This is a genomic window from Desulforhabdus sp. TSK, from assembly GCF_022836495.1.
GTDB lineage: Bacteria > Desulfobacterota > Syntrophobacteria > Syntrophobacterales > Syntrophobacteraceae > Desulforhabdus.
Window position 1 is genome coordinate 39,941 of record NZ_BQXM01000003.1, and the last position, 25,268, is coordinate 65,208.

Here is a 25,268-nt window from a genome sequence, read left to right on the forward strand (position 1 = left end):
TGCAAGGGCTCCGTTCATTGCCCTGCTCAAGGCACCGATGGCTTTCTAAAAGCGGAGAGAACGATCCGATAACCTTACTTTTAGGTTGCATTGAGAAGGGAAAATAGCTAAAAGAACTGGTTAAAGAATTTTAGCTCGTTGGGCCTTTCTTTTTGGAGTTTGTACATGAAATCGGTCTTGCGTTTTGTTCAAACGGTTTCAAAGTCCCTCTTAAATGGTTGTCCCGACAAGCAGCAGGTCAATGAGTAGACAGAAGGAGAAAGAACATGACGGAAGGCCGAGTGAAGTGGTTCAACGAGAAGAAAGGCTATGGTTTTATCGAAACGGACGGTCAGGGCGATGTGTTTGTTCACTACAGCGCTATCGACGGCTCCGGATTCCGGACCCTGACAGAGGGTGAGCCTGTTCGTTTTGAAGTGGAGCAAGGCTCCAAGGGGCCTCAGGCAGTCAATGTGAAAAGGGTCGAATAGATTCTTTGCATTATTAGCGCCACACTGAATACTTTCAGGCCGGGAGGACACCTTCCGGCCTTTTGTTTGCCGATTCCCCCGGCAGAGTCGTGAAGAATCCCTTCCAGCTCCACGCAGTGCGCCTCCTAAACGCGTTCAAACGGCAGGGCGTAGTGTGCTCTCAGCTTTTTCATGATAGCCTCGGCGATATCGTGCTCCTTCTTCCCGTGAAATTTGATGTAATGGTAGATGGGAACGACCTCATAGCCCCGGATGAGCTTGTGCTCCCCCCCAAACCCGGGATCCATGACGGCCAGTCCCTTCTCGATAGCGTACGCTATGGGATGGTAATAGCACGTTGCGAAATGGAGGAAGGGAATTTCCTGGAAGCAGCCCCAGTAGCGTCCGTACAAATGCCCTCCCTTTTCGTAGAAAAGCGCCATGGCGAGCTTCTCTCCCTGGCGGGTGGCCACTGAGAAGCTGCACCGATGCCGGAAATTCTTCTCCAGAAGCTGAAAAAAAGATGCATTGAGAAAAGGACGGATCTCGGGTCCCATGTGCTTGATCCAGGTCCTCACATACAATTGATGCATTTCCTCAAAAAAGCCCGCGGGCGCCTCCTCCCCTGAGACCATTCCAACCGTGATCCCCTGCTGCCGGATCGTTCGTAATTCACGTTTGATCTTGGTTCTGCGGCTGGATTTGAAAGTCGCCAGGTAATCGTCGAAGCTTCTGAAGCCTCGATTGAACCAGAGATAATATTTGCTCCCGATGGCCATGTAACCCATGTCGAGGAGAAGGGATCGCAGGGTGGGCGAGGTTTCGGAGAGAAAATAAAGCCGACTGGTGGCAAGCCCTCGGGATTGGCAGACAAAATCGATGTACTGCAACATCATGCGATACGCTTCGTAAAGCTCCACCTCGTTGCAGTACAGGAACTGATAACCCGGGACGGGAGTGAGGGGAAGTGCCCCCAAAAGTCCCTCCCGATAGGCTATGCCTGTCATTTCCGACAAAAATTCCAACAATCCCCCATCGCCGAATTCCACCCATGCCCGGTCCCGCCTGTACAGGGGAGCGATGACGAGCGGCTCGCCCTCCGAATAGGCTACCAGGTGAAACGGGCGATATCCACTGGCGGCCGAAACCGCACCGGACTGTTCCAAGGCGGCAAGATACTCCCAATCCATGAGGGGACTTGCGCCGGCTGCCAGTCGATTCCAAACGTTCCTGTCGACATCCTCCACCCGCGAAAAAGCTTCGAAATGAATTGCCATAATTACCCTTTCTCAAGAGCGAAGGGCAGCACGCAGCTTCTGACCCATGAGGAGGAATTCCCTTTCTTCCTTGGCCCTGGGCCGTGGGAGATCGACCCTTATTTCCTTGACAATCCGTCCCGGGTTGATTCCCATGATGAGAATCCTGTCCGCCAGCAGGAGCGCCTCATTGGCATCGTGGGTAACAAAGAGAATCGTATGGTGCAGCTCCTCCCAAAGCTCCAGGAGCAAGCTCTGCATGTCCTCACGGGTTTGCGCATCCAAAGCGCCAAAGGGTTCGTCCATCAGCAAAATCTTGGGATTCAGGATGAGCACTCGTGCCAGGGCTACACGCTGCTTCATACCCCCCGAGATCTCCCGGGGAAGGTAGTCCTTGAACCGGCTCAGCCCCATCAGAGCGAGGTACCGTTCCACTGCTTCTTTGGCAGAGGCTTTCTCCACCCGTCGAATTTTCAAACCAAAGGCGATATTTTCTTCCACCGTCAGCCACGGAAAGAGGGCATACTCCTGAAAGACCACGCAGCGATCCGGTCCAGGTCCACTGACGGGTGAGCCCTCCAAGAGGACCCTTCCGGAAGAAGGGCTGGTAAGGCCCGCCAGTATCTTCAAAAGAGTCGTCTTTCCGCATCCACTGCGGCCCGTTACGCAGGTCAATTCCCCTTGTCTTACCGTGAAACGGATCCCTTCCAGGACCTGATGGACAGAGCCATTCAGTTGGTAAGACCTGCAAATGTCCACGGCCTCCAGAAGCGGCTTGCCCCCCAATTCCACACCTTGCACCACCTGAGAAGTGCTCGATGGGGCGGTCAGAGCATCCTCCTTGCACTTTTAAAACAGAATTTCATAAAACTTTTCAACACGGTATCGCTCAATCGTCCCATGATGGCAATGAGGATGATGCCCACCAGGATGATTTCGATCCGGCCCGTCATGCGTGCATCCATGATGAGCGCCCCGAGACCGTTGGGCACCCCCGAAAGCTCCCCGAGTACGAGATAGGCCCATGAAATACCCAGCCCCAACCGCAGCCCCGTCAAGAGGTGGGGCATGGCTGAAGGGAGAAGAATCGTGAAGAGGCTGCGAAATCTGCCACACCCCATCATCGCTCCGGCCTGAAGCAGCAAAGGGTCCACCTGCTGCACTCCAGCAGCGGCATTGAGAAAAATGGGGAAGAAGGCCGCAAGGCCCACCAGGAAAACAGTCGTTTTCAGTCCTATGCCGAACCACACCACCGCCAGAGGCATCCAGCTGATCCCCGGTACGGCACGCAGGGCGTTGATGGAGAGACCCAAAAACCTCTGCACGACAGGCAAACGGCCGGAGGCAATTCCCAGAGGAAGCCCTGCAACCACCGCCACGGCAAACCCCAAGCCGACTCTCACGAGACTGGCTGCAGCATCGTCCCAGAAACGCCCCGAGTAGGGAGCGTCTCCTGGAATGCCGAAAATATAGAGGTAACAAGCGTTTCCGACTTCCACCGGAGAGGGGAGGAGATAGCCGGGCACCATTCCGCTGTGGCACACCAGGAACCAGGCGCACAGGCACGCGGCGGGCAGTATCCAGCTCAACACACGGTCACCTCACGATCCGGCTCCCCGCCGATCAACGGCTTCCGGATTCCTGGAGGCGCAGTTCCCCCTGCACCCTCCGCACAAAGGAGAGATCAAGAAGTCGATCGTAATCGGGCAAACGCTCGATGAGTCCGAGGGCCAGCATCCTCTCCCCCAGAGCGCGCGCTTTCGCGACGAAGGCTTCGTCCATCTCCCAGGCGAGCTCCATATTGGGGAGGGCCCTTTCCAAAACACCGACCGACACACCAAAGTCCGACGCTTTTTTGAGCCATTCCCCCGGCTGCTCCCTCAGATATCGAGTCGCTCGCGCATGGGACAGCACCAGCTGAAAAACCTTTTCGGGCTCCTTTTGGATGGTTTGCCTCCGGACCAGCACTCCGCCGTTGATGGTCCCGATACTTTCGTCGAAATAGGGATAGGCGAGAATCCTCCCGTACCCCTTTTCAACGGCGATCGAAGGAAACGGTTCCCCCGAAAGGAACGCATCAATATTACCTGCGGCCAGGGCCGTCCCCATGTCGAAGAAATCCACTCTCACGAGAACGACGTCCTCCCGGGGCGAGAGCCCATGGCGGGCCAGCACCTCCCGCAGCAAAATTTCATGCATTGTCCCGGGCACGTAGCCGATCTTTTTTCCTCTCAGATCTGCCACAGACTCGACCCCACCATCCCGGCGAACCACGAGGGCAGAACATTTATTGCAGAGTGACGCCACCAGGACCACCGGTTCTCCTTGCACCGCCGATTGGATGGCATGGGCGACAGTGGTCTCGCACATATCGAGATCACCCGCCAGAAGTGCAGATTTCTGGTCGGCGGGGTTCGTGAATGCAAAAACGGAGATCTTGGTGCCGGAGGGATAGAAGCGCTCATAAAAGAAGGGTTGAATGGTTTGTGGGGTTTTCCATGTGCCGACCTTGATCTCCTGTGCTTGAAGGAACGGAGCATTCAGGGCCACTACCAAAAGGAAGACCGGAAGGAATATGTTCATGACACGCAGCAATGACCGCACATTCATTCCTCCCCATTCAAAAACAGTTGGACGGGCGATCCGGATCCCATCCCATCTGCCTCAACATGACGCTGCATTCGTCGGCTCCCCTGCCGATCCCATGGCTGCTGTCCGCTCTTTCATCCCGCGGACTCGATCCAACCTCAGGGAATAGAAGATTCGCGCCTGCAAGGAGTGCCGTCGTCTGGGGCTCGTGCGTGCAATGGGCCCTGGGGATGTCACCCATGACAAGGCGGCTCACGGCCACGACCTTGGCCAGTTCCAGATCGTTCACCATGCCGTATTTTTCCATGGGAGAACCGGGGAAATTGATCCTGCGCATGGCGCCGCTGTAGGTCGCTCCGTACCTTCGGGCCAGGAACATCAGATCGACAATCTCCTCCACATCATGCTCGGGCCCAATGGGCTCGACGCAATTCATCCACAGCAATCCCACATCTTTCAGGACCTTTATGGTTTCAATCCTCTGCTCCGGTTTGAAAGGGGTGTCCCGCCCCTCGCCCAACCGCACGGCATGATAAAATCCGACAAACCCAGCCTCGAGGAGCTGCTCTCCTTCCTGGTGGCTGATGTCACGGGCATTCGCCACGAGTGGGGTCCTGATGGATCTGCGCAGCATCCGGCCGAGCTCCAGCAGTCTTTGGAAGGAGTAAGTTCCCGTCGTCATGAGGTTGAGGGCATCGGCAGACTGCCCTTCGGCCATTTTGGCCCACTCCAGAATCTGCTCCTCGCTGAATTCCCGCTTCTCCTTGAATATGCCGGCCTGTCGGGTCAAGGAGCAAAAGCTGCAATCCATGGGACAGGCGTCCACATTGACCCCGATGTGAAAATGGACTTCGCCTTTGTCTCCAAACCGTTCTCTGGACAAACGATTCGCGGTTTCCAGAAGAGCATAAAATTCCCTGGACAATCGGTCGACGCGCATGAGCTTCAATGCTTCGTCCCTCTCGATTCCACCGCCGTCGGCAGCCTTTGCCAGGATATTTGCAATGGGTTTTGCAACTTGCCAGCTCACAATGCCAAAAATCCTCCCATGGCGAAGATAATTTCAGGATCAGTCACCGAATTCCCAACGCATCGGGGCTGTACGAACCGATGGGCCTTCGCCCTCCGGTCCTCCATGACCATGGCATAGGAGCATCAATCGCGCGCAAAAGCAAGTACCTTCTTCCCAACCCTTTTCTCGTGAAGACTCGAAAGCCCGAAGCCTCCGGATTTCTGTTGCGCGATATTTAAAACGCTGTATGTTGATCATTATGATTGTTTACAGGCAGGTGATGCAAATTTCCCGTGCAAACTGTCTCAGGTGTGAAAGCAGAGGAGAGTGTTCATGATCCCCCAGGGAATTCTCAACAAAATGGATGGAAGCCGCCAACGGTACGTGGATGAATTGTTGAGTTTTCTGCGCATACCCAGCGTGAGCACCTATTCCCAAAACGGCTCAGATGTCCGGCGGGCAGCGGAATGGGTTTTGAATCAATTGAAACGGCTTGGATTCCAGGCAAAGCTCTATCCCACTGAAGGGCATCCCATCGTCTTTGGAGAGCGCTGCGACATGCCCGACCGGCCCACTCTTCTCATATACGGCCACTATGATGTACAGCCGCCGGAGCCACTCGAGGAATGGCGCACTCCTCCCTTTCAGCCCATCATTCAGGACGGGTATGTTTATGGTCGGGGCGCAACGGACGACAAGGGACAATTCTTCACTTATCTCAAGGCCATTGAGGCCATTCTGGCCGTAGAATCGAAACTCCCCATCAACGTGAAAATTCTGGTGGAAGGGGAGGAGGAAATATCGAGTCCCCACCTGGCGCCCTTCCTGTCCTCGCACCAGACGGATTTGAAGGCGGATGCCGTGGCCATTTCCGACGGTTCGCAATTCATGCAGGGCATTCCCGCCATCACCTACAGCCTGAGGGGGCTCTCGTACCTGCAGATGGAAGTCAACGGCCCGCAGTTTGACCTGCATTCCGGTGTTTTCGGGGGTGTCGTGACCAATCCCGTCCAGGCCTTGGCAACCATCCTCGGGAAGCTCCTGCATCCAGACGGAAGAATTGCGATACCAGGGTTTTACGATGACATCGTTCCACTGGAAGCGTGGGAAAGAGACGAGATGGCCGGTTTGCGCTTTGACGAGGAAGGCCTCAAAAGCTATCTGGGAGTCCAGGACCTGGCAGGTGAAACGGGGTACACGCCCCTTGAACGCAAAACAGCGCGACCGACTCTGGATGTCAATGGAATCTGGGGAGGGTTCTCAGGGGAAGGCGCTAAAACCATTATCCCTGCCAAGGCGGGAGCAAAAGTGAGCATGCGGCTGGTCCCGAATCAAAATTTCCGTAAGATCAACGGACTTTTCAGGGAGTATGTGGAATCCATCACGCCTGCAGGCGTCACCTTGAAGATCAAGGAATTGCATGGTGCGGACCCGGTTCTCGTCTCACGAGATGAAGTCCACGTCCAGGCCGCCGCCAAAGCCATCGAAAAAGGCTTCGGCCGGGCCCCGGTTTTCATCCGCGAAGGGGGGTCCATTCCCATCGTCAACCTCCTGAAGGAAGTATTGGGAATAGAAAGCATTCTCCTGCTGGGATGGGGCAGCCCCGACGACGGGGCTCATTCCCCCAATGAACGCTTTCTCCTGGATGATTTCCACCGCGGCATCCGTTCGGTGGCCGCCCTGCTCTATGAGCTGTCTCCGTCCTGAAAAACCGACTGAACAATGGTCCTCCACGTGAAACGCAGGGGCCATTGTTCAGCAACCGACGCGCTCTGTTTATTTCTGGACTTTTTTCTTCAGGAAGTATCCATCCTTATCGATGACATCCCGCAGAAGCCTCAGATCTTCTTCCGTGGGCTCGGCCATCTCCTTCAAGACAGGCGGGATGATCAATTCGAAGCTCACCTTATCCTGGATGTCCTTGGCTGTGAGACCGGGCTTCACTTCCAAAAGCATCATGCGGCGGGTCTTTTCGTCAAAACCGAACAGCGCCTGGTTCGTGATGACCCGATAGGGGCCGGATCCCATGACGCCTGCCTTTTCCCTGTAGTCGGGAGAGCCATCGCCATAGCCGATGCTCGTGAGGAAATCCACCTGATTGACGAAGCGTCTTTTCTCCAGAGCCATGATGGCAATGGTCCTTTCACAGTTGGCGGCCATTGCCCCCGCACCGCCGCTGCCCGGAAAGCGGATGGAAGGCTTGTTGTAATCCGGGCCCTCCATGGTGGAGCAGATGTTTCCGTGCATATCGATCTGGGCACCACCGATGAAGGCGTAATCCGAATATCCCCGTTGGGTCATTTCAAAAGCGGCGCACAAACCCTTCAGGAAAAGGGCCTTGCGCGCCGCGCGCGTGTCCCCCACCGACAGGGGCATCCCCATGTCCAGGAGGGGAGCCAGTGAACCGGCTTCATAAATCATGAAAAGATTGGGAGCGTGTGTGAGCTGGGCGTGCATTGCGGCCAAAATCGGCAAGCCTGTACCTACGAAAACGATCTTTTCGTCTTCAAGAATGCGTGAGCCAGTGTAGGCGATCATTTCCATATCACTATATTCTGGCATTCTATTACCCCCTTAAGCTGAGTCATTGAATCGAACAACGTCAGGATGGATCGCGTCAGATGATGATGGGCTGGCCTTCATCCATCTTCCGCAGATGCTTCAGTGTTTTGTACCCTATCTTGTCGAGGTAGTCGTCGAAGGTTTCACACCCAAAAACGTATTCCTGGTAGTACTTCTCAAGGGGCTCCTTGTTTCCCGTCTTCCTGAATTCATCGCCCAGGCTGCGGAAATACTTGATGTGCTCCATGTCGAACCAGTAGTGCCCATAGCATGCCCCCGGGTAACTGGCAAAGGGCTGCTCCACCACTGCGTCCACGGCCGGATAGGGAATTTCCGTCAGGTTGGGGTATTTCCTGATGGAATCGGTGGGAATGATTTGTTCTGTCGTCAAGAGGGTATGATTCGAAGCCATGGCGATTTCAGGACAGGTACAAAGGGCCCCGAACAACCGGGCATTCCCGTACATGTCGCTGGCTGTGGCATTCACAATGCCCAGATCCGGATGGCAGGCGGGCACGACGTAAATGTTTTTCTTGGTGAAGGGGCACTCGATCATTTTCCCCCGGTTCACCAGTTCCATGTCCGACCCACCGTGGTCGCGGATGGGAATGAAGGGAATTCCCATGGCTGCGGCCTTGAATCGTACGGACATCCCATAATTGGTGTAGTCGTCGACCTCGATGATGCCATTGGTGGTGAGGTAACGGAAAAGGGGTGCGATTCCGATGATTTCATACCCCCACCAGGCCATTTCAACGCGTTTTATGGAAACCCGGTCGGGGTCGACGATCATGGCACCGGCCAGCAGCTCCGTACAGATGGAGTTGGACTGCATGGAAATGGTGAGGTCGGTGACTCCCTTGCGAATGATCTCGTGTACGGCGGCCACGGGAACCCGGGTGTTCACGAAGCCCCCGATCCCCAGGTTCATTCCATTTTTGACGTACTTGGCCACGGCCTCTTTCAGTGTCGTTCTCTTGTCACGAAGCCCATGGGACTTGTTGACAACGATCTTCCTGGATTCATCGGGGGTGGGTCCCCAATATTCGAAGGGTTTCTCTTTATATTTGAGCTTGGAAACTTCCTTGATCTTAGAGCTGACTGTGTTTAGCAATTTTGTCCTCCTTTTGAAACAACCTCTCAAACAGAAGCGTTTTCATAAATGGAGCATTTGCACCTGTCCCTCTCGAGAATGGGAAGTTGCGACCATGGATTGCCTCGGAAATTCGTCGATAAACCTATCCCCTCCTTTCCAACAGCTCTAGAGAGATAGAAATCCGGCTGGATCACTGACACATTGCGAAATTTGAAATTGTCTTCTGAAACAGTAAAAGGGATGTGAGGTTGTATACGAAAAAGCTGATGTCTCTGTGGCCGCCGTCAGGCCATATCGGGAGCACTTTCGCCAACTGTAAGAGCAGTGAAATGGAGCGGGGAGCAACTTGTTCCTGTATTGTCGATGAATACAGCCACCCTGAAGCTGCAAACCCTTGGAAAAATCAAGATCATTAACGGCAAATTTTTACTACCATGACGCAGATTCCAATGTCAACGGCATTTTTGAAAATGAAAACTAAGTCTTCTCTTGTCAAATTCATTCAGGAATAGTATCAAACGTTTTCAACTCGATCTCCAAGCCCGGGACCAGCAACCGGTATTTCTCTGGGCTGGCGCCTCCTGGCTTCACCAGGGGGTGACGTGGAAAATCAGCGATGGAAGCGATGTGGTTACAGTGACATGTGAGATTCGGGAAATGGGTACGGAATGCATGTTCAACTCAAATGTTCTTCAACGAGGGGATTGAATGATGAGCGACAGATCAAAACGAATCACACTGAAGGAAGCAGCCGAAATTGTTAAGGACGGCACCATTTTGACCTTCTCCGGTTTTACTATCTGGCGGAGGCCCATGGCCCTGGTTTATGAATTGATCCGTCAGAAGCGCAAGGACCTGCACCTCATCGAAGTCAACAGTGGGCCCCACTCGGAATTCCTCATCGGAGCCGGTTGTGTCAAAATCTGGGAGTCCTGCTGGATCGGCCACGAGCTTTACGGGAAATACGGTGCCAATCTCGCGCGTAAGGTCAAAGAAAAAGAAATCATCTACGAAGATTACAGTCATGCGGAAATGGGGTTTCGCTTCCTGGCTGCAGCGTCCGGCATGCCTTTCATTGCCTGCCAGACCTCTCTTGGGACGGACATCCACAATCCCGAATACGATATGATGGGGCGGGCGGGCCTTCGGAATGGCTCGAATCCCAAAATTCCCAAAAAGAAGTACGAATGGACTGAAGATATGTTTTTTGGTGAAGGCCGTCAAACACTCGTTCCTGCCGCAAAAGCCGATGTAGCGGTCCTCGCGGTGCAGCAGGTGGGTGAAGAGGGTACCGTGAGAATTGGTGGGCAGTATTTTACCGATCCGGAAGTGTGCCGGGCGGCGGACATCACCATCGTCGTGGCGGAAGAAATCGTTCCTGAAGAGAAGCTCCGCCATCAGGCGCAGCTGAACAATATCCCCGGCTTCCAGGTCGATTACATCGTCGAGTGTCCTTATGGGGCGCACCCCACCGGCATGTTCGGTTACTATGATGTAGACGGGGACTATCTGCGCAATTTCTATGCAACCACCCGGACCCAGGAAGGTTTTGACGCCTTTGCCAAGGAATGGATCCATGGCCTGGATCACGATGCGTACCTCACCAAGTTGGGAATTCCACGATTGCTCACTCTGCAGGCAAGCAGAGCACTGAACTTCAGCACCAGGATCAAAAGGGGGGCCAAATAATGTCTGAAAAAGATTTCGCCAAAGCCGGAGATTTTACCTTAGCTGATTTGATGACCGTAGCCGCCGCCCGTGAAGTAAATGACCACGAAGTGGTCTTTGCAGGCACGGGTATGCCCATGGTGGCCATCATGCTGGCTCAAAAGACACATGCCCCCAATCTGAAACTGATTTTCGAGGCGGGAACCTTCGACGGCCGTCCCGATGTATTGCCCACCTCCGTTGGAGATCCCCGATGCGAAGACGGCGCATCGAGAGCTTCCGGCCTGGTGGAAGCGTTTTCCATCGCCCAGAGAGGCTATGTCGACCTGGGATTCCTCGGGGGAGCTGAAGTCGACGAATACGGCAACGTCAATACGACGGTCATCGGTGACTACCTCAACCCGGATCTCCGCCTAACGGGAAGCGGCGGCAACCCGGACATCAACTCCTTTGCCAAGCGCACCGTCTTCATCATGGTGCACGAGCCCCGCCGTTTCACCAAAAACGTCAGCTATATCACCAGCCCGGGCTGGCGCGTCAAGAAATGGCCCTCGGGCGAGTTCATCAGCCGAAAGGAGCTGTATGGCGGCGCTTATCGCGGCGGCCCTTCGGCGGTCATCAGCACCGCCGGCGTATTCAGGTTCAACGAAGACACGGGGCGCATGTATCTCGACACCTACCATCCCGGCAAGACTCCCGAGGAAATCAAGGGAATGTGCCAGTTCGACCTGGACATTTCGCGGGTCAGCGGGGAGACTCCTCTTCCCACGTATGACCAGCTCAGGATCATCCACGAGGTGCTGGACCCTGAAGAAATCTTTCTGCCGAAGGTGAAGAAAGCCTAGGTCGAATCGACGAAAGTTTTCACTCTACACTCTGCAGGGGGGTGGACGGAGAGGGTTTGATCCGTCCACCCTCATGCACCGGTCAGGACCTTTTGTTGCGTCCCGCTCCGGGCCTGCCCTCATCTTCCAACTTCGCAAATGCCCCTTGAGTCGGCCTCTGATTGACAAGCATTCTTCTCCGCCCTGCCTCAACGACTGTCAGCTCCATTTCACGAAATGAGCCGGCACCTGTTCAAAAATGTGCGTACGCGCTTGGTCTGCAGGCTGGTAATAGGAAACGGTGCACGTTAAAAGGAGAGAGAGGGCGGATGACCGAGCCGCTTGGGAGGGGTGCTGCAGTCTCCGGATCCTCTCTCTGTAGAAGAAGTTAAGGTATGGGTTAGCTGTCGCTGCCTAACCCTCTGGAATGCATTTAAGCACAGCCGGTTGGTCCATGTCTATCAGGAGATTCCTGATTTTAAATCTTTTCTGACATAATGGTCCTGAAGTCATCCAACCCTTGAAGGGAGCGACATTTCCCGCGAGATCCTCTGGACACAGGCAGTTTTTCCTTGATCTTTTTTGATTAAAATGCTACTCAGTCTTTCGCTGGTGAGCACGGAGATCTGAAATTTATGTGGTGGGTGTAGCTCAATTGGTTAGAGCACTGGGTTGTGGCCCCAGAGGCTGTCGGTTCAAGTCCGATCACTCACCCCACCCGTATGAGACAACTTGAGCACTTTTTAAGGACCGCTTCGGCGGTCTTTTTCTTTTTCCGGGGCCGGGGTCTCTTCTCCTCACAACTCCACCCATTTATCATGTATTTTCAGGATCAAAGCACCTGAGCAGATATTTCCCAAGATTCACAACCCGTCACTCCGGCATGCTGTAAGCCGGAATGACGGGTTGGATAACAGCCAGGAATATTAATTTATTTTGCTCATGTGCTTGATGCGCTTTTGACTGGCTCGATCCTTTTCAACCGGTCTGGAGGTTATCGAACAGGTCCATGAAATCCTTTTGTTTGAAAAGCGACTGGGAGGCTACGGGAGATCAGCCCCAGGCCATTGAAAAGCTCGTGGCTGGCATCCGGGGTGGATCTCGGGAGCAGACCCTGCTGGGGGTGACCGGTTCCGGAAAGACCTACACCATGGCGCATGTCATCGCCCAGGTGCAGAAGCCGACACTGGTCATGGCCCCCAACAAAACTCTGGCCGCGCAGCTCTACGGAGAGTTCAAAGCTTTTTTTCCGGACAACGCGGTGGAATACTTTGTTTCATATTACGACTACTACCAGCCCGAAGCCTATCTGCCTCAAACGGATACCTACATTGCCAAGGATGCCTCCATCAACGAAACCATCGACAAAATGCGCCACTCCGCCACACGATCCCTCCTGGAACGACGGGATGTCGTCATCGTCGCCAGTGTGTCGTGCATCTATGGCCTGGGATCTCCCGAGACCTACCGGGAAATGCTGCTGCAGCTCCAGACGGGAATGGAAATTCCCCGGGAGCACGTCCTGCGAAAGCTCGTTGAAATTCAGTACGAGCGCAATGATGTGGATTTCCATCGGGGCACGTTTCGAGTCCGGGGGGATGTTCTGGAAATCTTTCCGGCCCACGAAGAAGAGCGAGCCCTGAGGATAGAATTTTTCGGTGACGAGATCGACTGCATCAAGGAAGTAGACCCTCTGACGGGGAGAAGACTTCAAATATTGGACAGGGTGACGGTCTACCCGGGGACCCATTATGTCACCGATCGGAAAAACCTGGAACAGTCCATTGAGGCCATCCGGAGAGAGCTCTCCCAGTCCCTCGAGGAGTTCTACCGGCAGGGGAAGCTCCTGGAGGCACAGCGCCTTGAAGAGCGCACCCGCATGGACATGGAGATGCTCCTGGAACTGGGATATTGCACCGGAATTGAAAACTATTCCAGGTTCCTGGACGGGAGGCAACCCGGTGAGCCACCCCCTACCCTTTTTTCCTATTTCCCTGATGATTGGCTGCTCTTCATCGACGAAAGCCACATCACGGTCCCGCAGGTCCGCGGCATGTACCGCGGCGACCGGGCGCGCAAGGAAACTCTGGTGAAGTTCGGATTCAGGCTGCCTTCCGCTTTGGACAATCGTCCCCTGGCCTTCGAGGAATTCGAAAAGAAAATCCATCAGGTGATTTATGTTTCCGCCACGCCGGGGCCCTATGAGCTTTCGCGCACTGTCGGACACGTGGTGGAGCAGATCATCCGTCCCACCGGCCTCATGGACCCCAAAATCGAAGTACGCCCCGCCGACTTCCAGGTGGACAACCTCATCGGGGAAATCCGCAGGCACGTGGAATCCGGACACCGCGTTCTCGTGACGACCCTCACTAAGCGGATGGCGGAGGATCTCACCGAATACCTGGTGGACCTGAACCTGCGAGTCCGTTACATGCATTCGGACATCAACACCATCGAACGCATCGAAACCGTGCGTGATCTCCGATTGGGGGAATACGACGTCCTGGTGGGAATCAATTTACTGAGAGAGGGGCTGGACATTCCGGAGGTTTCCCTCGTGGCGGTCCTGGATGCCGACAACGAAGGATTCCTCCGTTCCGAACACTCCCTCATCCAGACAGCGGGGCGGGCCGCAAGAAACGTAGATGGAATGGTGATCCTGTATGGGAACCGCATCACGGAGTCCATGCGCCGCGCCATCGAAGAGACGGAGCGCCGACGCCAGATCCAGCTGGCCTATAACCAGGAGCATCACATCGAGCCTCAAACCATCCGGAAAGACATCCAGGACATCATGGCCGAATTCCGGGCACCCGACCCGGTTCCTTCCGACGAGTGGATTCTGGAAGAGTCTCAAGAACTTCTGAAGGCAGCAGGCTCGGAAGATTCCATAGACAAGCGGATCGAGGGACTGGAAAAATCCATGAAAGAGGCTGCAGCACTGTTGGAATTCGAAAAGGCTGCAGCCATCAGGGATGAAATCAAACGACTACGCCAAGTGCAATTGCTGACTCAGGGGTAGCTGCGTTGCCGCACTGCCCTGCCCTGTTCAACTGATCAAGGCTCCGAATTGCACTTCGTATCTCCGGCAGAAGCTGGCCCACCTGAGAAAATGCTCCTGGGTGCCATACTGTTCGACGGCATAGGCGGCGGAGACGGCTCCCATCTGGCAGGAGATTTCCCAGGGGAGCTCGAGGCAGAGGCCTTTCATGAGTCCCGCTCTGAAGGCGTCTCCTGCACCGGTGGGATCCAGGACTTCATGGACGGGGATCGCGGGAATGAAGGTTTTCTCCCCCTGCTGATCCAGGATGCAGCCTTCAGGGCCACGGGTGGTGATGACAATCTGAACATGTTTGTAGAGAGTTTTGAGGTTCCAGCCCGTCATCTGCAGAAAAAGCGAAAGCTCGTAATCATTGGAGATGAAGCAGAGCGCTCCATTCACGGCATCTCTCAGCTCACTGCCCTGCCATATATTGAGGCTCTGTCCCGGATCGAAGAAAAACGGCTTGCCGGTGCTTCGAGCAAGTTCTGCAAAAGACATCATGTCCGTTTTGTTACCCGGACCGATGAAGACGATGGCCTCTTTTTCTATTTCCGCCAAGGGAGGCAGATCGGCTTCAAAGCCCATGGCTCCCGGGTTGAAAGCGGTGATCTGATTGTCATCCAGGTCTGTGGTGATGTAGGCCCCCGCAGTGAAGACACCCGGTACTTTTTTGATCCAGTCCAACGGCAACTGATTTTTCCGCAGCCACTGTTCATAGCGGTCAAAATCTTCCCCTGCCGTGGCAACAATGTAGGGTTTTTCTTCCAGCAGCGAAAGGGTATAGGCAATATTGCCGGCCGTGCCTCCAAATTTTTCCACCAGTCCGCTGATATTGAAACACACGTTGAGAACGTGAATTTTGTCGGGGAGAATATGGTCTGCAAAATGTCCGGGGAAATCCATAATTCGGTCGTAAGCTAAGGAACCTGAGATGTAAATCCGCATATTTTCTTCTCCCTGAATGATTGAGGATCTCTGTACTATTGAGTTGAAATCTTCTATACTCGAAAGCATCAACGAGGGTAAAGTTAAAAAAGGATTTGACAGATGAAGCTGAGAAGTGTCCGAGGGAAGCTTTACGGCATGGCGATGGTTGTCCTTTTTTCACTGCTGCTGACAGTCGCCGCAGTGTGGGCAGGGTCCATGCGGATCAACATGAAGGATGGCACATTCGTTGATGTTCCCTACTACTGGGAAGAAAATGACGAGCTTCGATTTGAAATCGCAGGGGGGGGAAGCCGGAGTGCCAAAGTCTCAGGTGACTTCGGTGCAGGAAATCGTTGCCTCCAAGGAGTTCGACCCCGAGGCGCTTTTGGAAACCCCCAAAACAGAATCCCAGATCAACCAGGACAAGGCCCTCCAGGAAATCATCAACGCCAAAAACCCAACCGAAAGCAAAGGAGAAAAGCTTCCTCCCGAGGAGAGCCTTCGACTTCTGAAAATGGCCGGGGGGGACGCCAGGGAGAACGCTCGTTCCAAGGAGCGCATCCATGGTCCGGTCTACACGATAGAAGGTGACTTTGCCGAGCTGGTAAAAAAAGATGGGAACAATCTCACTCTCGTCATCCGGTACATCGTCAGCAGCCGAACAAGCCTCCAGGGGCATGCCATCAACCTGATTCTCTATGACTCCGAAGGCAGCGTTCTTCAGACGAGACCCTGTGAAATCAAGGAGCTGGACATAGATTCAAAAACCAAAAAGGCCTTGGGACTCCAGGGAAGCCTTTATTCCGTCATGGCCAGCATCAAGCCTGAAACGAAAATCAAGCGGTACGAGATTTCTTCCCTTCAGAGGTAGGATGCGCTTTGCGCCTCTGACGCCATGGAATATTCGACGGCGATTAAGGGCCGAGGCTCCCACCAGGACTCGGCCCTTAATCATGTGGAAGGAGAAGTGTCAGGCTCGCCGTCGCCGGAATGGCAATGGCGCAGGAAAACCACCGTGGCACCCCACCCTCCGCGCCAAGCCTCAGCCTGGCGGAATCCCAGGACCAAAGGATGCTTCCCTAAAATGGATTGTACCCTCTGACGGAGCACCCCGCTCCCCTTTCCGTGGATGATGAGCACCTCCTCAAAGCCCTTGTTGCAGGCGCCTTCCAGGTAGTCGTCCAACAGGTCCCTGACCTCCGCCGGTCGAAATGTATGCAAGTCCAGGGTGCTCTCTATGGGGATCACGATGGGTTCCCGGGGTCCTTCTGGCCCCTCGTCATGCATGCGCCCCTCCCAGAGCCTTCCAGATGACCTCGGCGCACACCGCCGCTCCAGCATCATCGACCCTGACATGGCGGACAGGCAGGGCTTCCAGATTTTTCAGGGCGGTTTCCCACGCCCCTGAATAGAGATCTGCCGAAGGCAAATAGACGGTGGAAAGGTGTCGGTTCATTTCCTGAACCAGGATTTCATATTCGGGGAAAAAGCCCCGATCCGTGTAGATCATGGGTGCTCCGGCGACAAGACAGTCGGAAACGATACCGTAGCCGGGTTTGGTGATGACCCCATCCATGGCCGCAACGACATCCGTATAAGGAAGTGAAAACGCGTCAAGGCACCGACCATTGGAAAACTCGAAGCTGAGAGGCTTCTTGTAAAAAAACAGGGTATCGGACATGGCTTCGAGGCGCCTCTGCGCCGCGTCATTGAGTCTCAAATCGGCAAAGGCAATGAGGTACGCCTTCTGGTCGGCCTCACACCCCAGGGTGCGCCGGGTCTCCTGGCGGGAGCGTCGGACTTTGCGGGCCACCAGGGGCACATCCTGCCGCCGGGGGCAGGCGGAGCAGTCTCCATGCATGGGCAATTGCAGAAAATGACCGCATTTTTCGTAGCTCTCACGAATCCATTCCACCAGGGCATCCCACCGCGCATCCCACCGGGCGTAAGCCTGGTAGATCCAGTCCCACGTAAAATTGCTCATCCCGAGGGCAGGGATCCCATACAACGCTGCAGCCTCAAAGGGCAAAAAGGGAATGTCACAGACAATTGCATGAACCCCCTTTTCGCGGAAAAAGCGGATTTCTTCCTCCACGACACTGTGGCGACGCCCATAAAGATCTGCGAGGGAAGTACGAGTGGCTTCCAGATCAAACTGGAGGCTGTCCTTTTGAACCAGGCCGACATCCACACGTTTTCTCCGCTGGGAAAGCGGCCTGCCAACATTCTCATCCAGCAAAAATTGGGGAAGGTCGGACACCACCAGGATATCCAGATTCTCATGGGAAGCCATGAGTTGGCGGATCACTTCCAGGGAGCGCACTGCATGCCCGAAGCCATGGGGGGTTATGTAATAGGCCAGTGTATAACGCATCGGTAGTCCCATCATTCTCAAAAGGAGAAAGCATCGTTTGTCGGCACAAGCGTCCGCAGGGACGCTCCCGCTTCACGCCGTTGTCGTTTTCCCATAACTCTTGAAGTGATGCATGGTCAAGAAGAGAGAAATATTGTACATTTTTTCAAACGATCGTCCGATTTAAAGAAACTTTTGTGGTTTTGCCCTGCTGAACGCACCGCGCATTTTTCGAACTGCAAAGGAAAGCTTAATGCCCCAGAACCGCGTGATCTTTTTTGACCTGGGACACACTCTCGTAACAGGCAGCGACCAGTCTGCGAGACGCATCCTGGGAGCGCGGCTCCGTTTGACGGAGAAGGAAACCAAGCAGGTTGGAAAGCTCATCATGACGCATGGAGCCGAGGATCCGGTCCACCTCCTTCCCCCCCTTCAGGCACTGCTCCCGCATCACCACGTTGCCCAATTGTCCGCCGTTCTCGAGTCCGTCTGGCACGAGCAGCAGGAGAGCGTCCGGGAAATTCCGGAAGCCGTCAATGTATTGAAACGACTGCGTGCCGCAGGTTATCGCCTGGGAGCTCTTTCCAACACCTGGCATCCCTTCTACAAGGGAATCTGCGAAAAATGCCCCGAACTGAACGGACTTTTTCATTATCATATCTTGAGCTATCGAAAGGGAATGAAGAAGCCGTCTCCCCGCATCTTCCAGGAAGCCTTGATGATGGCGGGCGAAGAACCGCCTTCCTGCTGGATGGTGGGAGATACCTACGAACTGGACATGGAGCCCGCCTTCAAGGTGGGGATGCAAACCCTTTGGGTACTCCATCGTCCCGAACGAGAGCGTCCCCTGCTGGCGGAGATACTCCAGGGCCGGAAGCCCGGTCCCCATTGGGCTGTGGAAGCCCTCGACGGAGTTTTGGATTTTTTTCTGGAGAAAGGACAGTAGATTCATGTCGAAGCTCCTGCTCATAATCCTTCTGGGAACAGCCATCCTGGTGCTTCAACTCACCTGCGTGACTTACATCCTCTTTTGGTATGAAGCGGCCAACTCGTCTTACCGAAAAGAACTGGACCAGCTTTCACAGGGAAAAACGAAAACCTGGATTCTAAGGGGTATTCTCACGAGCTTTTTCAGCCTGCTCCTTGTCGTTCTCTCTTATCCCCTTGGATTCTGGATGAGGCAACGCCATCCCGAGCCGCATGTCACCTGCCGGTTTCCGCCCGTCATTCTGATCCACGGGCTTTACCACAACGCCGGAGCCTGGGTGCTTTGCCGTTACTGGCTCAAGCGCGCGGGCTTCAGAAACATCTACACCTTCGAATACAACAGCTGGAAATCCTCTTTTGGAGACTGCCTGGAGGGATTGGTGCGCCGGGCCCAGGAAGTGAAGGCTCTCTTCCCCCAGCAGAAAGTCGTCCTGATCGGCCACAGCCTGGGTGGGGTTCTGAGCCGCGCATGCGGCGATTCAGAGGCATGCGGCAAGGATATCCAGGCGGTCGTCACTCTGGGATCGCCCCACAAGGGAAGCAAGCTGGCCGTGCTGGGACTGGGCCGCCTGGCAGAAAGTCTTGTGTATGGAGGGGCTTTTATGGAGGAGATGGAACGAACAGCGGCCCCTCGCCGGAACATTCCGCGCCTCGCCCTCTATTCACCTGTCGACAACATGGTGCTGCCCAACCACGCTCTCGAGACCTCATGCGAGGGATGGGTGCATCGGCGTATCGCCCCCATCAGTCATGTGGCCATTCTTTATCATCGACCTACAGCGAAGCTCATACTGGACCACCTCGAAAAGATCGTACAGGAGACCGTTGAGACATGAGATACCAACACTTCAAGGATGTATCCTCCCAATTGACTTCAGAAGGGTCCTATGCTAAGAGACGGCGGGATCTTAAGTTGGGGAGAAACCGAAGTGACGCACCCGAGCTCATGTGAGATGACTGTGTTGGACCAGGAATTTGTCGTTGCGAACAAGTTGGGTATCCATGCCCGGGTGGCTGCACAGATTGTTAAGGTAGCCAGTCAATTTAAATCCGAGATTCAGATTTCCAAAAGTGGACATACCGTGAGCGGTAAAAGCATCCTGGACATCATGACGTTGGTCTGCCCCCAGGGGAGCACGGTGCGCATTTCCGCATGCGGTCCCGACGCTTCCGATGCCCTCTATGCCATAGCCGGCCTTTTCCAGACGAAGTTTGGCGAATCCTGACTGCAGGATGTTACCAGCCGGACCGTTCTTTTTGTACAAAACTCCATCCCGAGCATGTGTTTTTATTAAGGATGTGACTCCCTAAGACACCCTCGACTCTCAAAATATGAAGGCCTTTCTTTGGAGCTTTCTTTATTAATCTTCCTTCGGTTACGGGTTCAACACTAAATGGATCAAAGGTCCACCATCGTTCAAGGCATTGGTGTCTCTCCAGGCATTGCCATCGGTAAAGCCCATTTATTCGAACGCGGGCTCATTCCCATCCCCTATCATAAGCTGCTGGGAGAAGAGGCCGTAGACGAAGATTGCAGGCGTTTCAATGCTGCCGTGGACAAGACCGACGCGGATCTTGAAGCCATCAAGCAAAATATTCATCCCGACCTTAAAGAACACGCCCATGTTCTCGAAGTCCATCAGATGATTCTGCGTGACCGCTCCCTGTACGATGAGACCTTGCGCCTGATCCGGGAAGAAAAATACAATGCTTTGTGGGCCCTCATGCGCGCCCTTGTAAAAGCCCACGAACTTTTCAGATCCCTGGATGACGAATACATCCGAAGCCGGGTGGCTGATGTGGATGCCGTGGCGGAGCGTGTCCTCAGGAACCTGGCCGGCCAGGAAGAGGAGAACTTCAACAGCATCAGAGAGCGCGTCGTCGTCGTGGCCCACGATCTCTCCCCCGCCGACACGGCACAATTGCAACTGGAGCGCACCCTGGGCCTCGTCACGGACATGGGGGGAAGAACGTCTCACACTTCCATCCTTGCCCGCTCATTGGGCATTCCCGCTGTGGTGGGAACGGAATCCATCACCAACTGTCTGCAGACGGGAGACCTGCTGATTGTCGATGGCACCTCGGGCAAGGTCATCGTCAATCCCTCCGAGAAGCAGATCGGCTTCTACTATGAACGCCAGGAAGAACTGGAAGAGTACATCAAGGGAATCAGTCGAAAGGCCCATCTCCCGGCCCAGACTGTGGACGAATACCGGGTGGGGGTGGAAGCGAATATCGAATTGATCGAAGAGGTTGTCGGTGTAAAGGACAATGGCGCTGAAGGGATTGGACTGTACCGCACAGAATTCTTCTTCATGAACCGAGTCGATGTTCCTGATGAAGAAACACTGTTTTCCGAATACCGGGAGCTCTCGGAGCTGATGGCGCCACAATGCGTGACCATGAGAACACTGGATCTGGGCTCGGAAAAACTGGCCACATGGTATCCCAAACTGCACGAAAACAATCCCGCCCTGGGCCTCCGCTCCATCCGGCTGTGCCTGCACTACCGCGAGCTTTTTAAGACTCAGCTGCGGGCCATACTGCGCGCCACCGCCTTCGCTCGAAACATCCGCCTCATGTTCCCCCTGGTTTCCGGTGTCGGTGAGCTCCGTGAAGCCAAGCAGGTATTGCGGGAAGTTCAGGAGGAGCTGACCGCTCAGAGAATTCCTTTCGATGAGCAAATGCCCCTCGGTGTCATGATCGAGGTTCCTTCCGCCGTGGCCGTAGCCGACCTGCTGGCGAAGGAAGTGGACTTCTTCAGCATCGGGACCAATGACTTGATCCAGTACAGCCTGGCCATCGACCGCGTGAACGAGCACATCGCCTACCTTTATGAACCGTTGCATCCCGCAGTCCTGCGGTTTATCCGGCAAACGGTGGACGCAGCCCATAAGGCGAAAATCCGGGTCTCCATCTGCGGGGAGATGGCGGGTGAATCCCTCTACGTTCCCATCCTGCTGGGACTGCAGCTCGACAGTTTGAGCATGAATCCCCAGTCCATTCCCCGAGTCAAGAACCTCATCTGCCGCTCCAAAATGCGGGAATGCCGACGCTTTGTGGCCAAGGTGCTGCAAATGAGCACGGCCGAGGAGATCAGCGCCGTATTGCAGGAAATGGTGGTCAAGACCTTTCCCGAAGAGTTCAAGGTCTTTGACCCCAGCACTCTGACCATCGATGAAAGCAATTCTTACAAACGGAAGAAGCGCATGAAAAACAAAGTGCGAAAATCTGAGGAAACATCCTGAGCCGGTACGGACCCCTATGACCAAGAAGACCCCCACTGTCAACACTGCAAACCGTCTCGTCTGCCAGAACAAAAAGGCTTACCATGATTATGAAATCATGGAAAAATTGGAAGCCGGAATCGTTCTCCTGGGAACGGAAGTCAAATCCCTGCGAGAGGGACGCGCCAACCTGAAGGACAGCTATGCCAAAATAACCCGGGGGGAAGTCTTTCTCCACGGCCTCCACATCAGTCCCTATTCCCATGCATCCTATGACAACCACGACCCGGAAAGGGTGCGCAAACTGCTCCTCCACAATACCGAAATCAAGCGACTTGTGGGAAAGACTCAGGAACGGGGATTTTCACTCATACCCCTGAAAATCTACTTCAGCCAGGGCCGAGCCAAGGTCGAGCTGGGCCTGGCGCGAGGCAAGAAGCTCTACGACAAGCGGGAAAGCATGAAGCGGAAGGAAGAGACACGCGAGATGGACCGCCTTCGCAAGCAGCGCCGGGAATCCTGAAGGAGAAGGCCATTGTGGGTATCCGGGAAAAGATCAAACGCCTTCAAGAGCTTTACAGTCAGTTTAAAACTGAGGCCCAGCCGTACCTGGCCGCTGCTGTCTGTGCCCCTGGCTGTGCGGATTGTTGTACGAATGTCGGCAGTGTGGATGCCACCACTCTCGAGGCGTGGGTCATTCTGAGGCACCTGCAGTCCTGCCCTCCAGCCCGGCAGAAGGATTTTGCCAAGCGGCTGAAGCAAAACCGCAAGGCAAAAATGGAATCCAAGTATGCGCGCTGTGCCTTTATGGAGAAGGACAACAGGTGCGGCATCTATGCGGTCCGTCCTTTCAGCTGCCGCCGTCTCTATTCCATCAGGAAGTGCGGTGAAACGGGCCCCACCGTGCACCGCCAGGCCTGGGAACTGGCCGAAAACACCGTAACCGCCATTCAATCCCTCGACGACACCGGCTATTCGGGCCACATCTCCTACGTGCTTCAGCTTCTGAATGACACCGCATTTCGGAAGGTTTATCTCGACGATGTGTTTTCCCCCGAAGCCATCCGGGACTATGCCCGGAGTCATGGCCTCGTCATCAACCGATTTGCCAACCTTTCTTCATCACCTGCCCCGCGGTGATTCAATAACGAACCGGAACTCCCCATGCGATCCCTGCAGTTGAAGGCTATTCAACAACTTCGTCTTTTCGAAAGCCCCATTCCCGACCCCGGCCCCGGGGAAGTGCTGATCAAAGTGTCCCATTGCGCGTTGTGCCGCACGGATGCAAAAATGTTGCAGCAGGGCCAGAGGGACCTGGTGCTCCCGAGGATCCTCGGACATGAAATTTGCGGCACCAGCGTGGAAACGGGCGAACGCTTTGTCGTCTGGCCCGGCCAGTCCTGCGGCGTATGTCCACCCTGTACCAGGGGATGGGAAAACCTCTGCTCCCGGATGAAGATCGTCGGTTTTCACACGGATGGCGGCTTTGCCGAGTATGTGAAGGTTTCAAAATCGAGCCTGTTGAAGGTCCCCGAAAGCCTGCCGGATCCCCTGGCCTGCCTGGCAGAGCCCCTTGCCTGTACCCTCAATGCTCTCGAACAGGGCAGGGTGAGCAAGGATCAAACCATCCTGATCTACGGCGGGGGGCCCGTGGGGCTGATGATGGCCATGGCCGCAAAATCTTTGGAGGCAACCCCCTTCGTCGTGGAACAGAACCCGGTGAAATTTCAAAGGAGCGAAAAGTTTCGTGGAGCATTGGGGATCGAGGGCGCCCTGGATGGTTATTCTTTCCGCTCTTCCACCTTCGACGTCGTCGTCAACGCTGCTCCCTCTCCAGGAATCCTCCCCGAGGGAATCCACAGGCTGAAGGATGGAGGATGCCTCTGCCTCTTCAGCGGGTTGACGGGCGATACTGCATATCCCGCATCGCTGCTCAATGAAATCCATTATCGACAGCTGCACCTTGCCGGTGCGTACGGATGCACCCGACGACAGATGGAATGGGCACTGACGGTGCTGAATGCTCTACCGGAGGCGGCTGCCTGCCTCATCGATGGAATCATCGATCTGGAAGAGGTCCCGGCAGCCCTCGAGGCCATTCTTGCAGGAAATGCGATGAAATTCATCGCCAAATTGTAGAAAGGATCACACCCATGGCTTCAGAGGCTCAATTGCGTGAATTCGGGCGCCTCATCTGCTCGGTGGCCGCCGGCAGGCTCATGTCCCGACAAGAATCGGCGGACGCATACCGCCAGGTCATTTTGAACGAACAGCCGGAGTTGCAGCAGGGAGCCTTCCTCATGGCCCACATCACGCGAGGGCCATCCACCGAGGAACTGTCGGGAGCATGGGATGCCCTGGACCTCCATGACACGGCCAAGATCCACGCGCAGGTGGCGGGCCCCGTCTGCGATATCGTGGGCACGGGATCGGACCCTCTCAAGACCATCAACTGCTCGACACCGGCGGCCCTCATTGCCGCGGCCTGTGGGCTGCCCATCGCTAAAAAAGGGGCTCGACTGGTCACCGGTGTCTCCGGAGCCTCTGATATACTCGAAATCTTTGGCATCGATCTCAATGCTCCCCTTTCTCTGGCCGAGAAAGCCCTCAACACGCATGGACTTTGTTACCTCCCCGGAGAGAGCTTTCTCAAATCCGGCTGGGCGAGACTGATTCAGTCCATGCGGTTCACTTCGGCCTTCAATATCATCGGCCCCCTCACCCGGCCCTGCGGCAAGACCAATTCCATCGTGATCGGCGCTTACGCTCCGCATGTCTGCGATCAACTGATCGATGTGCTCAAGGAGATCGCCATGCCGGCGGCCCTGGCCCCTTTCGGCATGGTGGAGGGGATGGATCCGGGCCTCGGCATGGACGAGTTTTCGCTCTCCGGTCCCACACGCGTCGTGGAACTGCGCGGGGATCAAACACAGGTTTACGAGGTCACTCCGCACGACTTCGACTTGAAGCGTGTTCCGTTTTCGCACATTGCAAGCCTTGGAACCGCAGGCGAAAATGCGCGGGCCATCCTGGAAGTCCTTTCGGGCCGATACGATATCCCCCGGGCTGATTTCTTCTGCATGAACGCGGCGGCGGCCCTGTACATTGCAGGGTGCGTCCCATCCTATTCCAAGGGCACGGCACTGGCAAAAGAAGCTTTGGCCACGGGAAAGGCCCTCCAAAAACTGAACGAATTGCGTAAAGTTCAGGGAAAGCATTGAGGGAAGATCGGCAGAGGAAGCGTCAGGCTGGAAGAAATCTTTGCATGGATTGCA

24 protein-coding genes and 1 tRNA gene are annotated in these 25,268 nt (G+C 55.0%); 15 read left to right on the top strand and 10 right to left on the bottom strand.

Annotation, left to right across the window (positions count from 1 at the left end; genetic code table 11):
• The first annotated feature begins 266 nt into the window (after positions 1-266).
• On the top strand, positions 267-470 hold the full coding sequence (locus MWC30_RS02615; RefSeq protein ID WP_244082597.1) for a cold-shock protein: 204 nt from the start codon (positions 267-269) through the stop codon (positions 468-470).
• 125 nt (positions 471-595) lie between these two features.
• Here MWC30_RS02615 and MWC30_RS02620 read toward each other — a convergent pair whose 3' ends face one another.
• The 5 genes from MWC30_RS02620 to MWC30_RS02640 are packed head-to-tail and all read right to left on the bottom strand — an operon-like array spanning position 596 to position 5,324.
• Positions 596-1,726 carry a GNAT family N-acetyltransferase gene (locus MWC30_RS02620; protein WP_244082598.1) on the bottom strand — a complete coding sequence of 377 codons (1,131 nt, stop codon included), beginning with the start codon at positions 1,724-1,726 and terminating at the stop codon, positions 596-598.
• A 12-nt stretch (positions 1,727-1,738) separates the two neighbouring features.
• A complete protein-coding gene (locus MWC30_RS02625; RefSeq protein WP_244082599.1) occupies positions 1,739-2,491 on the bottom strand; it encodes an ABC transporter ATP-binding protein in 753 nt (250 codons plus the stop codon).
• Between the two features lie 41 nt (positions 2,492-2,532).
• Complete coding sequence (locus tag MWC30_RS02630) at positions 2,533-3,297, bottom strand: ABC transporter permease (RefSeq protein WP_368860786.1); 765 nt, start codon at positions 3,295-3,297, stop codon at positions 2,533-2,535.
• Positions 3,298-3,328: 31 nt separating this feature from the next.
• A complete protein-coding gene (locus MWC30_RS02635) occupies positions 3,329-4,288 on the bottom strand; it encodes an ABC transporter substrate-binding protein (protein WP_368860788.1) in 960 nt (319 codons plus the stop codon).
• A 37-nt stretch (positions 4,289-4,325) separates the two neighbouring features.
• Positions 4,326-5,324: a hypothetical protein gene (locus MWC30_RS02640; RefSeq protein ID WP_244082602.1), complete on the bottom strand. Its 999-nt coding sequence runs from the start codon at positions 5,322-5,324 to the stop codon at positions 4,326-4,328.
• Positions 5,325-5,639: 315 nt separating this feature from the next.
• On the opposite strand from MWC30_RS02640, the gene MWC30_RS02645 reads away from it, so the two are divergent.
• A complete protein-coding gene (locus MWC30_RS02645; protein WP_244082603.1) occupies positions 5,640-7,013 on the top strand; it encodes a dipeptidase in 1,374 nt (457 codons plus the stop codon).
• 69 nt (positions 7,014-7,082) lie between these two features.
• Here the strand turns inward: MWC30_RS02645 and MWC30_RS02650 are convergent, their stop codons facing one another.
• Both MWC30_RS02650 and MWC30_RS02655 read right to left on the bottom strand, forming a co-directional pair.
• Positions 7,083-7,868 (bottom strand): CoA-transferase subunit beta, encoded by a 786-nt coding sequence (locus MWC30_RS02650; RefSeq protein ID WP_244082604.1) that lies wholly within the window; start codon positions 7,866-7,868, stop codon positions 7,083-7,085.
• A 55-nt stretch (positions 7,869-7,923) separates the two neighbouring features.
• Entirely contained in the window at positions 7,924-8,982 is a 1,059-nt protein-coding gene (locus MWC30_RS02655) for a CoA transferase subunit A (protein WP_244082605.1), read from the bottom strand.
• A gap of 693 nt (positions 8,983-9,675) precedes the next feature.
• Between MWC30_RS02655 and MWC30_RS02660 the strand changes: the two genes are divergently transcribed.
• The 4 genes from MWC30_RS02660 (at position 9,676) to uvrB (ending at position 14,478) form a co-directional block, all read left to right on the top strand.
• Positions 9,676-10,653, top strand: coding sequence for a CoA transferase subunit A (locus MWC30_RS02660; RefSeq protein WP_368860789.1), 978 nt, complete (start codon positions 9,676-9,678; stop codon positions 10,651-10,653).
• Positions 10,653-11,477: a CoA-transferase subunit beta gene (locus tag MWC30_RS02665; protein WP_244082607.1), complete on the top strand. Its 825-nt coding sequence runs from the start codon at positions 10,653-10,655 to the stop codon at positions 11,475-11,477. The genes MWC30_RS02660 and MWC30_RS02665 overlap by 1 nt, the downstream gene beginning before the upstream one ends.
• 619 nt (positions 11,478-12,096) lie before the next feature.
• Positions 12,097-12,173, top strand: a tRNA-His gene (locus MWC30_RS02670).
• A gap of 292 nt (positions 12,174-12,465) precedes the next feature.
• A complete protein-coding gene (gene uvrB / locus MWC30_RS02675) occupies positions 12,466-14,478 on the top strand; it encodes an excinuclease ABC subunit UvrB (protein WP_244082608.1) in 2,013 nt (670 codons plus the stop codon).
• Between the two features lie 27 nt (positions 14,479-14,505).
• On the opposite strand, the gene MWC30_RS02680 is transcribed toward uvrB, so the two are convergent.
• Complete coding sequence (locus MWC30_RS02680; protein WP_244082609.1) at positions 14,506-15,444, bottom strand: carbohydrate kinase family protein; 939 nt, start codon at positions 15,442-15,444, stop codon at positions 14,506-14,508.
• Positions 15,445-15,676: 232 nt separating this feature from the next.
• Between MWC30_RS02680 and MWC30_RS02685 the strand changes: the two genes are divergently transcribed.
• Positions 15,677-16,297 carry a hypothetical protein gene (locus MWC30_RS02685; RefSeq protein WP_244082610.1) on the top strand — a complete coding sequence of 207 codons (621 nt, stop codon included), beginning with the start codon at positions 15,677-15,679 and terminating at the stop codon, positions 16,295-16,297.
• An 80-nt stretch (positions 16,298-16,377) separates the two neighbouring features.
• On the opposite strand, the gene MWC30_RS02690 is transcribed toward MWC30_RS02685, so the two are convergent.
• On the bottom strand, positions 16,378-16,674 hold the full coding sequence (locus MWC30_RS02690; protein WP_244082611.1) for a Smr/MutS family protein: 297 nt from the start codon (positions 16,672-16,674) through the stop codon (positions 16,378-16,380).
• A gap of 31 nt (positions 16,675-16,705) precedes the next feature.
• The gene (locus tag MWC30_RS02695) at positions 16,706-17,800 is read right to left on the bottom strand and encodes a hypothetical protein (RefSeq protein WP_244082612.1); all 1,095 of its coding nucleotides are present in this window, start codon (positions 17,798-17,800) and stop codon (positions 16,706-16,708) included.
• Positions 17,801-18,032: 232 nt separating this feature from the next.
• On the opposite strand from MWC30_RS02695, the gene MWC30_RS02700 reads away from it, so the two are divergent.
• The 8 genes from MWC30_RS02700 to trpD all read left to right on the top strand — a co-directional run bounded on the left by MWC30_RS02700 (position 18,033) and on the right by trpD (position 25,214).
• The gene (locus tag MWC30_RS02700) at positions 18,033-18,725 is read left to right on the top strand and encodes an HAD family hydrolase (RefSeq protein ID WP_244082613.1); all 693 of its coding nucleotides are present in this window, start codon (positions 18,033-18,035) and stop codon (positions 18,723-18,725) included.
• 4 nt (positions 18,726-18,729) lie between these two features.
• Positions 18,730-19,602, top strand: a complete 873-nt coding sequence (locus MWC30_RS02705) for a triacylglycerol lipase (RefSeq protein WP_244082614.1) — start codon at positions 18,730-18,732, stop codon at positions 19,600-19,602.
• Positions 19,603-19,719: 117 nt separating this feature from the next.
• Positions 19,720-19,992, top strand: coding sequence for an HPr family phosphocarrier protein (locus MWC30_RS02710; RefSeq protein ID WP_244082785.1), 273 nt, complete (start codon positions 19,720-19,722; stop codon positions 19,990-19,992).
• Positions 19,993-20,160: 168 nt separating this feature from the next.
• Complete coding sequence (gene ptsP, locus MWC30_RS02715; RefSeq protein WP_244082615.1) at positions 20,161-22,014, top strand: phosphoenolpyruvate--protein phosphotransferase; 1,854 nt, start codon at positions 20,161-20,163, stop codon at positions 22,012-22,014.
• Between the two features lie 16 nt (positions 22,015-22,030).
• On the top strand, positions 22,031-22,516 hold the full coding sequence (smpB, locus tag MWC30_RS02720; protein WP_244082616.1) for an SsrA-binding protein SmpB: 486 nt from the start codon (positions 22,031-22,033) through the stop codon (positions 22,514-22,516).
• Between the two features lie 14 nt (positions 22,517-22,530).
• A complete protein-coding gene (locus MWC30_RS02725; protein ID WP_244082617.1) occupies positions 22,531-23,133 on the top strand; it encodes a YkgJ family cysteine cluster protein in 603 nt (200 codons plus the stop codon).
• 24 nt (positions 23,134-23,157) lie between these two features.
• Positions 23,158-24,132 carry an alcohol dehydrogenase catalytic domain-containing protein gene (locus MWC30_RS02730; RefSeq protein WP_244082618.1) on the top strand — a complete coding sequence of 325 codons (975 nt, stop codon included), beginning with the start codon at positions 23,158-23,160 and terminating at the stop codon, positions 24,130-24,132.
• A gap of 14 nt (positions 24,133-24,146) precedes the next feature.
• Positions 24,147-25,214, top strand: coding sequence for an anthranilate phosphoribosyltransferase (gene trpD / locus MWC30_RS02735; protein ID WP_244082619.1), 1,068 nt, complete (start codon positions 24,147-24,149; stop codon positions 25,212-25,214).
• The last annotated feature ends 54 nt before the right edge of the window (positions 25,215-25,268 follow it).

Excerpts from the sequence above, each read along its gene's own strand:
- MWC30_RS02615 (WP_244082597.1), top strand. The coding sequence starts at position 267 with ATGACGGAAGGCCGAGTGAAGTGGTTCAACGAGAAGAAAGGCTATGGT.
- MWC30_RS02620 (WP_244082598.1), bottom strand. The coding sequence starts at position 1,726 with ATGGCAATTCATTTCGAAGCTTTTTCGCGGGTGGAGGATGTCGACAGG.
- MWC30_RS02635 (WP_368860788.1), bottom strand. The coding sequence starts at position 4,288 with ATGAACATATTCCTTCCGGTCTTCCTTTTGGTAGTGGCCCTGAATGCT.
- MWC30_RS02645 (WP_244082603.1), top strand. The coding sequence starts at position 5,640 with ATGATCCCCCAGGGAATTCTCAACAAAATGGATGGAAGCCGCCAACGG.
- MWC30_RS02650 (WP_244082604.1), bottom strand. The coding sequence starts at position 7,868 with ATGCCAGAATATAGTGATATGGAAATGATCGCCTACACTGGCTCACGC.
- MWC30_RS02660 (WP_368860789.1), top strand. The coding sequence starts at position 9,676 with ATGAGCGACAGATCAAAACGAATCACACTGAAGGAAGCAGCCGAAATT.
- MWC30_RS02665 (WP_244082607.1), top strand. The coding sequence starts at position 10,653 with ATGTCTGAAAAAGATTTCGCCAAAGCCGGAGATTTTACCTTAGCTGAT.
- uvrB (WP_244082608.1), top strand. The coding sequence starts at position 12,466 with ATGAAATCCTTTTGTTTGAAAAGCGACTGGGAGGCTACGGGAGATCAG.
- MWC30_RS02680 (WP_244082609.1), bottom strand. The coding sequence starts at position 15,444 with ATGCGGATTTACATCTCAGGTTCCTTAGCTTACGACCGAATTATGGAT.
- MWC30_RS02685 (WP_244082610.1), top strand. The coding sequence starts at position 15,677 with ATGTTCCCTACTACTGGGAAGAAAATGACGAGCTTCGATTTGAAATCG.
- MWC30_RS02695 (WP_244082612.1), bottom strand. The coding sequence starts at position 17,800 with ATGCGTTATACACTGGCCTATTACATAACCCCCCATGGCTTCGGGCAT.
- MWC30_RS02700 (WP_244082613.1), top strand. The coding sequence starts at position 18,033 with ATGCCCCAGAACCGCGTGATCTTTTTTGACCTGGGACACACTCTCGTA.
- MWC30_RS02705 (WP_244082614.1), top strand. The coding sequence starts at position 18,730 with ATGTCGAAGCTCCTGCTCATAATCCTTCTGGGAACAGCCATCCTGGTG.
- MWC30_RS02710 (WP_244082785.1), top strand. The coding sequence starts at position 19,720 with ATGACTGTGTTGGACCAGGAATTTGTCGTTGCGAACAAGTTGGGTATC.
- ptsP (WP_244082615.1), top strand. The coding sequence starts at position 20,161 with ATGGATCAAAGGTCCACCATCGTTCAAGGCATTGGTGTCTCTCCAGGC.
- smpB (WP_244082616.1), top strand. The coding sequence starts at position 22,031 with ATGACCAAGAAGACCCCCACTGTCAACACTGCAAACCGTCTCGTCTGC.
- MWC30_RS02730 (WP_244082618.1), top strand. The coding sequence starts at position 23,158 with ATGCGATCCCTGCAGTTGAAGGCTATTCAACAACTTCGTCTTTTCGAA.
- trpD (WP_244082619.1), top strand. The coding sequence starts at position 24,147 with ATGGCTTCAGAGGCTCAATTGCGTGAATTCGGGCGCCTCATCTGCTCG.